Source organism: Scytonema sp. UIC 10036, assembly GCF_009725235.1.
In genome coordinates, this window is record NZ_WJFC01000094.1 from 38861 (window position 1) to 47217 (window position 8357).

The following is an 8357-nucleotide window of genomic DNA, read 5'->3' on the forward strand; positions in this document are numbered from 1 at the left end:
GCTCCCCATCTCCCTATCCCCCTATGCCCCCATCTACCTTAACGAGCGGTCTTTTCCGGAAATGATATAACGGCAACGTTTAATCAACTGGTTTCGCTGAAAACTAAATTCGGCATGGATTCCAAAACTCCCATTGCTTGAGTGTAAGCCTCTTTAGCAGCAAGTTGTTTGGCTGTTTTCTTGTTAGGATAATCAGCTAAAGTCAGGATTTCTTGCTCAAACAATTCAATGCGACAGCGACAGCGAAAACCTCCGCCTCCTAGCTGAGTAAAGGTATATTTTGGTTCTTGTTGCTTGAGTTTTATAACCAGTTCTTGAAGGAGTCCAACGAAATTGAGATCGGGAACACTCAAGTCAACAGTATCTATTACAATGGGTTTCTGAACTTCAGTTTTTCCCTTGACGGATAACTCTCTTTCACTAGGATTCACTAAGCGACCAGCAAGATAGTCCCGAACCCAATGAACAGCTGCTTGGTTGCGACTCGCGTTTTTTCCTGGGGCGATCGCACACTCTCTTGTTGTCAGCATCGAACCATCAACCTTGACGACAAACCAAGTACAGAATTCTTTGCTCTCATCAAGAATTGAGTCTTCTATCTTCCAACTCGTATTAAGTTGACTTTGCATCATCAGTGCCGAGACTGCCATGTAAGGAACTTTGGTTAAAGCCGAGTAAATTACCTCGTGTACCCTAGCATCTCGACTGTGAAATAAAAGGTAAGTAAAGTCTGAGGCTTGCAAAAGTTCTTGTTGTCCCCGTCTTTCAATTTCATCAATTATGCTTTCAACCGTATTCAGTTCAATAGCACGCTTAACCTCGCGGCTAAACTCTTTTGGGGTCAGTTCTTCCATGGTTACGGAATCGCAAAGCACTGCTGATGGCTGCAGATCGCTTTCAACCTTAGAGGGCAATTCTCGTTCATCGGGAGGAACCAAAGTACCTCGAAGATACTCCTTAATCCAGAGAACTGCTGCTCTATTGCGGCTAGTTGCTTTCCATAGATCTGTTACACCTTTTTTTGTTGTTAGTGCCACACCATCAAGACTGACAACAAACCAAGTACAAAATTCCGTACCTTCATCAACAATAGAATCTTCTACCTTCCAGTTTTCATCTTTTTGACACTGTATGGTCAGTGCTGAAACTGCTAGGTTAGGAGTTTCGTTTAAAGCTGAACAGGCTATCTCATGGACATTATTATCTTGTGCGTAAAATAGAAGGTAGGTAAAATCTGGAGGTAGGAGTATTTTTTCTTGCGCCCTGCGCTTGATTTCATCAATTATAGTTTCAACAGTGTTCTGCTTGGCAGCATATTTAATTATGCGAGAAAAATCTCTTGGAGGAAGTTCTTTAAACTCGTTAGATACTATTATTTTCTCGTACTGTTTTTTCTTTTGCCCTGAGAAATAAGCATCAGCATTTTCTTGTAAACTATTTCGATATTCAGTTGCTTTAATTGCAATTTCTTGAAGCTCTGCTTTGGTGTAGGGCAGTTTTTGTCCCTTTAACCAAGCCTTGATGATTCTGTGGTTGACCAGATCCACATACCGCCTAATGGGAGATGTGAAATGGCAATAAGCTGGTATTGACAAAGCAAAATGTCCTGCTAAAGAAGGGCTATATTCTGCCTTGTTCATCCAATTAACTAGTAACGCCTGAATGTAGCCCATAGAAGCTACAACGGATATTGATTCTAAGATGCGCTTGCGATCGGGAGCGATCTCCTTAGCTGAATGGTTTCTATACACAATGTTGATTCCCGCCTCCGCCATGGTATTGGCTACCACATAGTTACAGAGAATCATAAATTCAGCGATAATTTGCTGGCTTTTATACTCAACCGCAAGCAAACGCCCATCTTCAGTAACTAGTAAATTATCGCTTAATGAGATAGCGATCGCACCATGTTCTTGCCGTCTAATGTTGAGTTTTTTTGCTACGACTTGACAAAGTTTTAAAGCCTCATGGAACTCGTCATTCCGATCTTTCAAAGTAGCATCTGCTTGAGCGTAAGAAAATCTCCTCAGGCTACAAAGTTCCGATTCAAAAATTCTAGTTGCTAAAATTTCCGTGCTATCTGACAGCCGAACTTGTACTGTTATGGTATCTCGTGTTTGCTTTTCCAACAAGCTCAGGTCATTTTCTGCAAGCTGCCTGGGCAGCATGGTACTCACGCTACTGGCTCTATATCTCGTTTCTATTCTGTTATAAGCCGTGCGATCGATGTAGCTATCTTTCTTTACATGGGCTGCGACATCAGCAATATGGATAGACAGCAGTATCCCTTCGTTTTGTTGCTCGATCCATATTGCATCGTCCAAGTCCTTTGAAGTTTCACCGTCGATTGTGAAGCCAACGACTCCTACTCTTTGTTGCATATGCCTTACAAGTAGTACAAATACACATTATTTTAGCTAGTTTGTCAACAGATCTCCCCATTGCTTTCACTTGGTATCGTTGTTAAAGTCTACCCTAAGCCGTGGTTTGGAAAATATTTTTCGTAATTATTGGGATTTTCTTGACGTTGAGAGCGTTGCATTTCATGGAACAGAGCGATCGCGGAAATATGTTTAATAATAAAAATACCCCATTCTGGAGTTGTGCTTATGACAGATCTTTATGGAGGAATAGATCCTAGAGACATCCCAAGTTATTCCATCAGTGATGCTGCACGCTACCTACGCATTCCAAGAGGTACAATTCGAGCGTGGACAGTGGGGCGGCGTTACCGGATTACTTCGGGATCTAATTTCTTCAAGCCCTTGATTCCAATTCGCAATCGCAGACCACGGCTGCTTTCATTTACCAATCTCATTGAAGTTCACGTTCTTCGAGCAATTCGCAAGCAACACAAAATTGATTTGTATAAGGTGCGATCTGCTCTTGATTTCATTGAGGAACAATTTCAAGTATCTCATCTTCTAGCCCATGAAATATTTCGTACTGATGGCGTTGACCTGTTTATCGAGCGGTATGGTTCCCTGATTAATGCTTCAAAAAGCGGACAGGAGGAACTGAGAGATGCTTTTAATGCTCATCTTGAACGAATTGAACCCGATGACACGGGGCTTGCAATTAAACTTTACCCCTTTACTCGCTCTCACGAGGAAGAAAGCCCTCGTATCGTCGTTATTGACCGCTAATTAAAATCTAGAGAAATCTGCATATGCGTAGATTGACTACGTTTACGAGGTTTTCTAGACCTAGATACAGCAACGGTTACTGTATCATTCCCCGTTGGGATTGCACCAACCTCGAAAAGCTCCAACTGTATTGGATTGACCAATTGTCCATGCTGACCTACAAAGCAAGTCAGTTGACAAAAAGGCGTAACCTTTCGTGCTCTGTTAAAGCGGGATGTAAAATATTTGTGCCTAGGAGTGCCTTTGACGCTCCTAGAGACCCTACTCCACTGCGACCAAACGTGCTTTCCAATAGGATAGGCGGACTTGGAATGAAGTAAGTGATGAAGTTTTGGAAGTCTTTCTGAAAATCTTCTGCCATGACGTGCAATAACGAAGGCAGCAGCAGAAGCAGAATTCATGCCATACATGGACATGAACTTGAGCATAGCGATCGTACTGCTAAAGGCAGGATTTACTTTCTTATGATAAATCCCGTATTTTGAGCAAGCACTATCTAAAGCTTCGTGCCATTGGGAATAAGCAAATGATGAAAGCATTCTGGCAGATTTTTTTCCTTTCTCTTTAATTTGTTTCTTCTTTTCGGAAAAATCCAATTTCTCAGATGCAACTGGAAAGTTATATTGTTTTGCTTTTAATGCGATAAAGGTGGCTGCATCGCTAAAAATCGCTGCTCTTTGATTGGATGTTTTAGAATGTAAATCCAACTTGTAGTCGCCATATTCAAGCAAGTTACCTTGGGTGTCACACACAGCCCATCCAATGGAGTCCGCATTTAAGTCAATGCCAACATAGCCAGATAGATATTCGGATGTAATTTCTGGTAGGTTGATATCTGTCGTGGCAGCAACGTACCAACAATTATCTTGCCAGTAGAATCGGAGCGTGACCGCGTTGTAACCAATAGCCCACTTTTCGGTTCCATCTTTGGTTTTTACTTGATAACATCGCTCTGAAATGGATTCAACGATTTCGTGGAAGCCATGCTTGAAATTCAATCCATCAATCCGGATGTAATCACCGCCCAATCTTTCCTCTAACGCGTAGGGAGTGCGAATAGAGAGCACAAAGCTATCCGGATTTTCAATGTAATCGAATTGCGCTAGTTGGTTGCCTGATGACTCGTCCTTGCTGCCAACCAAGACAAAACTGTTGGCAATATCTGGTAACGCGTACTTTGGTTTTGTCGCCTTCAAATGCGCCAACTGTGACTGAAGTAGATGCAATCGCCGTTTCTTTTGATGCCAACCAAATTTTGCATCTTGAAGTTGTGTTGTTTGACGTGACTTTGCGTAAATGCTACACGCTTTTTTGATTTTAGTTTTACTGGTTTTAAATCCCTTTTTCGCGCTCCTACTCTTACTTGTTAGCATATGTTCTTGTTTGGCAAAATCTTTAATTTGCTTAGAGCGTTTCTTGATGTCAGATTTTATCGACTTAATCTGACCTTCTAGGATTTTGATATGGTTGGCTCTGTTTTTGTTGGCATTAGTAACAATTCCTTGTACTTCAGTATAGATGGAATTGCTGTATCGCTTGTTTATATTGAATAAGCGTTGTAATTCTTTGTTGCAATCAAGCTGGCTTTTCTCAGCCAGAATCATTTCCAGGCAGTGATGGCGGGCAGAGTCAATTAGATTGGAGATAGCAAATAACTCTCCCCAATGCCAAAAGTCTATTTGGTCTGTATAGGTTTTAGTTTGCTCTGTTTTAATTAACTCTGCCACGCTTATCACCTCCTTACTTTGCTAAATGCGTCCTGAAATTGTATCAGAGTTATCGCTATATTCAACGACTAATTCACCAGAATTAACTTGAATATTTTGTCAAGATATCTCGTGCAGTTCTCTCATTAACTTAAGGTTTTTTCTAAAGAAGGGAACCATAAAAATAATTCGTAATTCCTAATTCGTAATGGAAATTCATAATTACGAATTACGAATTATGAATTACGAATTATTCGGTTATGTCCTCCCTCTGTCGTCACAAACTCTAATTTTCCTGAATTCGTCCAATCCCTAACAGTTTCTACTCTTACTCCCTTAATTTTTGCGACTTCTCCTATCGCTAAATATTTTTTCATTTTCTAGAGATTTTGTTGTAGCTTCTATAGAATTATACAGCTTTCTCGGTATTTGTGTTTAGCTGATTCAAACCCTCGTATCGCTTTTGGTCGCCTCGTCATTGCTGGAACGGGAATTCCGATTGATATCTTGACAGAACGTTATGAAGCAGGCGACTCAATTGATGAACTTGCTTATGATTACGAAGTAAATCGACTAGCGATTGAAGAAGCTATCCGCTATGAACTGCTAGCTGCATGAGCCTTTATGAATGGTAATGAGGGGTAATAAATCTTTATTGAGATTGCGTTACAAGGCAGTAGCCCTGTAACGAGAAAAAAGCTTGATTTCAAAGGGTTTTACCTTAACAAGCGTACCATTCCCCCTAACCCTTGACTCCTACTTTTTCCAATGCATCTACAAATTTATCAACACTTTCTTGACGGCTGTTAAAACCCATAAGCCCAACGCGCCAAACCTTACCTGCTAGTTCGCCCAATCCTCCCCCAATTTCAATATTATGCTCGTTCAGTAACTGTCGTGCGATCGCTTTACCATCGACTCCGGGTGGAATGCGAACTGTTGTCAGCGTAGGAAGGCGAAATTCTCGCTCAACGTGCAAACTTAGCCCCAAATTCTCCAACCTTTCCCAAAGATATTCTGCATTTTGTTGATGGCGCTGCCAGCAGTTTTCCAATCCCTCTTCTGCAACCAGGCGCAATGCCTCTCGCAAAGCATAATACAAATTAATGGGAGCAGTATGGTGATAAACACGTTCTTGACCCCAGTACTTGTTCAGCAACGTCATATCCAAGTACCAGTTAGCTACTTTATTCGGACGCTTTTGCAATTTCTCAACTGCACGGGGACTCATTGTAAATGGTGAAGCTCCTGGCGGACAGCCCAAACCTTTCTGGCTGCAACTGTAAGCCAAGTCTACTCCCCACTCATCTAAAAATATGGGAACGCCTCCCAAACTGGTCACAGTATCGACCAGTAGCAGACAGCCAAATTCGCGACACAGATCGCCAACTCCCTCCAAAGGTTGGCGTGCGCCTGTAGAAGTTTCAGCATGAACTAAAGCCAACAAACTCGGACGATGAGTTTCTAAAGCACTCCGCAATTCATCCAGAGTAAACACTTGTCCCCAAGATTTTGCGATCGTTCTCACATCTGCACCATATCGCCCCGCCATATCCACAAGACGATTGCCAAAGTAACCCATCACACCAACTAAGACAACATCACCGGGTTCTACAGTGTTAGCGATTGTTGCTTCCATTGCAGCAGTTCCCGTACCTGAAACCGCAATCGTCAAAGGGTTTTCCGTTTGCCATACGTAGCGCAAAAGTGACTGAATTTCATCCATTAGCCCCAAAAAAGCAGGATCGAGGTGTCCCAATGGGGAAGTGTTCATCGCCTCAAGAACCGCAGGATGGGCATTAGATGGTCCCGGTCCCAACAGAAGACGAGATGGAACTGCAAGAGGTGCCAGTTGCAGTTTTTGGTTATTATTAATTGAGAGTGTTTGCATTATTTATTTCTCAGCATGCACATAGTCTACAAAGTAAAATTTAGGGCTTAAGAAGAATTTGAGCCAAGCGTAAACTGATAGGCTCAAAAGTGCCAAAACAATCAGGGGTACACCGAGTCTCACTCGCAGTGCATCGGGAAAGGTAGCAACTGCTGAAACAATTATGACAAAGCATCCCAAAAATATCCATTGCAGGCGCTGTATGTTTTTCAGCGCACCTCGACAGCTACTACAATGTTGAGTGTGTTGCCTGTAGCGATTGAGTAATTCTTGACGATTCTCGTCTAGCGTCAAATTTTCTGGAACAGTGATTCCAACTTCGCTCCAAGGTAACTGTCCTTGACAATATCTATCAAACCATTTCCGAAACTCAATAACCAAGCGGTCTGCACTTGTGGGTAGTTTGTAAGCAGTTTTCCAGTTACCTTTTTGCTGTTGGAGAAAATACTCTTGCTGGTGTAAAAAAACCATATCTCCATCAAGTACCAAATTCCGGTTGTGAACGTGATCCCACCAACGAGGTATGAGACGATGAAGGGTTTTGGCAAAGTTACGGGGAAACTGAGCGACAATCCTTGATTTACCTGGAGCGACTGGTATGCAATAAGTCACAAGCCCTACCTGTTTTCCTTGGTTACCAAAACTGATGGCGTATTCTAAGTGACAAGGTGGCTCAAAAGTAATTGTTGTGTTAAGTGCTCTTTGATTGGTGACTTGAATTAGGTTCGGTGTTGATTCTACAACTTTCATGTCCATGGGAGCTGCTTTTGAGCGATCGCCCTGCACTCCATGATGGGCAAAAGGAACATGACTGGGGTCTGCTACATTTTCTACAAGGGTTTGCCAGTCATAATCCAAATCCCTTACAAAAGAAGACCACACAAAACCTTTGCTTGCATCCACCTGTGGCGATAGAGGTAACGGTGTATTGGCTGCTTGCTCCGCAGAATTCACATCCGGCCAAACCCAGAGTAAATCATTTTCCTGACGGCAAGGAAATGCGATCGCACACAGTTGTTTGTTCTCAGTCACGAGTTCCGGCTTTTCTGCTTGGGGAACGTGAGTGCAAATCCCTTGAGAATCAAATTGCCAACCGTGATAGCTGCACATTAAATTGCCAGTTTTATCGTCAATTCGTCCTTCACTTAAGGGTGCAAGACGGTGGGGACATCGATCTAAAAAGACTTGGAAATTTTCCGATGACTTTGGTTTCCAAATGACCAAACGGAGTCCTAAAAGCGTGACTGGTGTTGGTCGCGTTGAGTCAAGGTCTTCTATAGGTGATACGGGATACCAGTGTTGATAAAAATTGAATTCCGTTTGCATATAGAACTCCTATTTGATTTTTCTACTATACATAGGTACGGCTAAAGCCCACCAAAAGCTTTATGTGGTAAACGTTAATTTATAGTATATATGTACCAACTTTGCCAAAGTGACTCATAAAATTTTAATTTTTCCTCTGCGCTCTCTGTGCCTCTGCGGTTCAAAAGTCATTTATTTAACCGCCGAGACGCATGCTAAAAACTCAAATTCGACGTAGGTTGGGTTGAGGAACGAAACCCAACATTTATCAGCATTTGTTGGGTTTCGCGCTTCGCTCAACCCAACCTA

At 42.3% G+C, this 8357-nt stretch carries 6 protein-coding genes; 2 read left to right on the top strand and 4 right to left on the bottom strand.

Features of this window, described 5'->3' with window-relative positions:
• Positions 1–83: 83 nt before the first annotated feature.
• Entirely contained in the window at positions 84–2381 is a 2298-nt protein-coding gene (locus tag F7734_RS34220) for an RNB domain-containing ribonuclease (RefSeq protein ID WP_155748975.1), read from the bottom strand.
• A gap of 228 nt (positions 2382–2609) precedes the next feature.
• Between F7734_RS34220 and F7734_RS34225 the strand changes: the two genes are divergently transcribed.
• Entirely contained in the window at positions 2610–3146 is a 537-nt protein-coding gene (locus tag F7734_RS34225; protein ID WP_243147237.1) for a helix-turn-helix domain-containing protein, read from the top strand.
• Here F7734_RS34225 and F7734_RS34230 read toward each other — a convergent pair.
• Positions 3143–4873, bottom strand: a complete 1731-nt coding sequence (locus tag F7734_RS34230; RefSeq protein WP_155748976.1) for a hypothetical protein — start codon at positions 4871–4873, stop codon at positions 3143–3145. The genes F7734_RS34225 and F7734_RS34230 overlap by 4 nt on opposite strands.
• 408 nt (positions 4874–5281) lie before the next feature.
• On the opposite strand from F7734_RS34230, the gene F7734_RS34240 reads away from it, so the two are divergent.
• The gene (locus F7734_RS34240; RefSeq protein ID WP_243147238.1) at positions 5282–5470 is read left to right on the top strand and encodes a DUF433 domain-containing protein; all 189 of its coding nucleotides are present in this window, start codon (positions 5282–5284) and stop codon (positions 5468–5470) included.
• 124 nt (positions 5471–5594) lie between these two features.
• Here the strand turns inward: F7734_RS34240 and F7734_RS34245 are convergent, their stop codons facing one another.
• Entirely contained in the window at positions 5595–6746 is a 1152-nt protein-coding gene (locus F7734_RS34245) for an alanine--glyoxylate aminotransferase family protein (protein ID WP_166482325.1), read from the bottom strand.
• A complete protein-coding gene (locus tag F7734_RS34250) occupies positions 6747–8069 on the bottom strand; it encodes a Rieske 2Fe-2S domain-containing protein (RefSeq protein WP_155748979.1) in 1323 nt (440 codons plus the stop codon).
• Positions 8070–8357 lie beyond the last annotated feature (288 nt).

Bases quoted from the DNA above. Each gene is read 5' to 3' on its own strand.
- F7734_RS34220 (WP_155748975.1), bottom strand. From the start codon at position 2,381: ATGCAACAAAGAGTAGGAGTCGTTGGCTTCACAATCGACGGTGAAACT.
- F7734_RS34225 (WP_243147237.1), top strand. From the start codon at position 2,610: ATGACAGATCTTTATGGAGGAATAGATCCTAGAGACATCCCAAGTTAT.
- F7734_RS34250 (WP_155748979.1), bottom strand. From the start codon at position 8,069: ATGCAAACGGAATTCAATTTTTATCAACACTGGTATCCCGTATCACCT.